This is a genomic window from Halomonas sp. 707D4 (genome assembly GCF_024158685.1).
Classification (GTDB): Bacteria; Pseudomonadota; Gammaproteobacteria; order Pseudomonadales; family Halomonadaceae; genus Vreelandella.
This window is the reverse complement of record NZ_JAMZBD010000669.1, coordinates 1-1,331: the sequence shown is the minus strand read 5'-3', so window position 1 is coordinate 1,331 and position 1,331 is coordinate 1. Positions and strand designations below refer to the sequence as shown.

General features: G+C 67.4%; 2 protein-coding genes. Both read left to right on the top strand.

All coding sequences use genetic code 11. The features are described 5' to 3' along the window. The coding region (locus BIS11_RS17775) for a DUF3418 domain-containing protein (protein WP_253586751.1) at nucleotides 1–661 on the top strand (661 nt) is incomplete at its 5' end. 23 nt (nucleotides 662–684) lie between these two features. Next, nucleotides 685–1,331 (top strand): beta-ketoacyl-ACP synthase III (locus tag BIS11_RS17770; RefSeq protein WP_253586750.1); only part of this gene is annotated, 647 nt, incomplete at its 3' end.

Sequence of the window (1,331 nt, the reverse complement as noted above, 5' to 3'; positions counted from 1 at the left end):
GGCGCTGGTCAAGGCGATCAAGGCGCTGCCGGCCATGGAGAAGGGGGCGCTGCTGTTCACCAACGTGGGCGCCAAGTCCGCGTTCATCGACGACGTGCTCCTGGCGGTGTTCACCCAGGGCGTGGCCGTCGATCCGCTGCCGCGTTCGGCGGGCGAGCTGGAGGCGCGGCTTGACGAGGTGAAAGGCGAGCTCGTCGAGCGCGCCAAGGCGCTGCTTGGCGAGGTCGAGGCGGCGCTGAAGGGCCATCTCGAGGTCAGCAAGCGGCTCAAGGGGAGCCTCAATTTCGCCCTGGCGCTGGTCTACGGCGATGTGCGCGCGCAGATGCAGCGTTTGGTCTATCCTGGCTTCATCCGTGATGCGGGGGAGTGGCTGGGCGAGTATCCGCGCTACTTCGAAGCCGCGCTGATCCGCCTCGACAAGGCCCCTCGCGAGCGTGGCCGCGACCAGATGATGATGAACGACGTCCAGGCGCTCGAGGCTCGTTTCGACACCCGGCGCGAAAGCGAGCGCCGGGGCCGGGTCGAGGACCCGGCGCTGGTGACCTTCGGCTGGTGGCTCCAGGAGCTTCGCGTCTCCCTGTTCGCCCAGCAGCTCGGCACCAGGATGCCGGTATCGGTCAAACGTCTCGAGAAGCAGTGGGAAGAGATCACGCGCCGGTAGACGGCCGCCAACGGGAGAACGACATGCACGACGTAGTGATTACCGGCTCCGGGCTCTATACCCCGGCGCACGCCATCGACAACGACACCCTGGTCGCGGCGTTCAATACCTACGTGGATCGCCATAACGAACGGTTTCACGACGAGATCGCGGCCGGCGAGCGCGCACCGCTCGCCCACTCGAGCAGTGAATTCATCGAGAAGGCCTCGGGCATCAAGAGCCGCTACGTGCTGGACGCCGAAGGCATTCTCGATCCCGAGCGCATGCGTCCGAGACTGCCCCGCCGCACCAACGACGAGCCCTCGCTGCAGTGCGAGATGGCCACCAGCGCCGCCTGTGAGGCGCTGGCGCGTGCCCGCGTCGATGCGATCGACATCGAGCTCGTGATCGTCGCCTGCTCCAACCTCGAGCGCGCCTACCCGGCGCTCGCCGTCGAGGTGCAGGAGGCGCTCGGCGCGTCGGGTTACGGGTTCGACATGAACGTGGCCTGCAGCTCGGCCACCTTCGCCATCGAGAGCGCCGCCAGTGCCATCGCCGCGGGCCGGGTCAAGCGTGCCCTGGTGGTCAATCCCGAGATCTGCTCGGCGCACCTGAACTTCACCGACCGAGACAGCCACTTCATCTTCGGCGATGCCTGCACGGCGGTGGTGCTCGAGCGCAGCGACCTCGC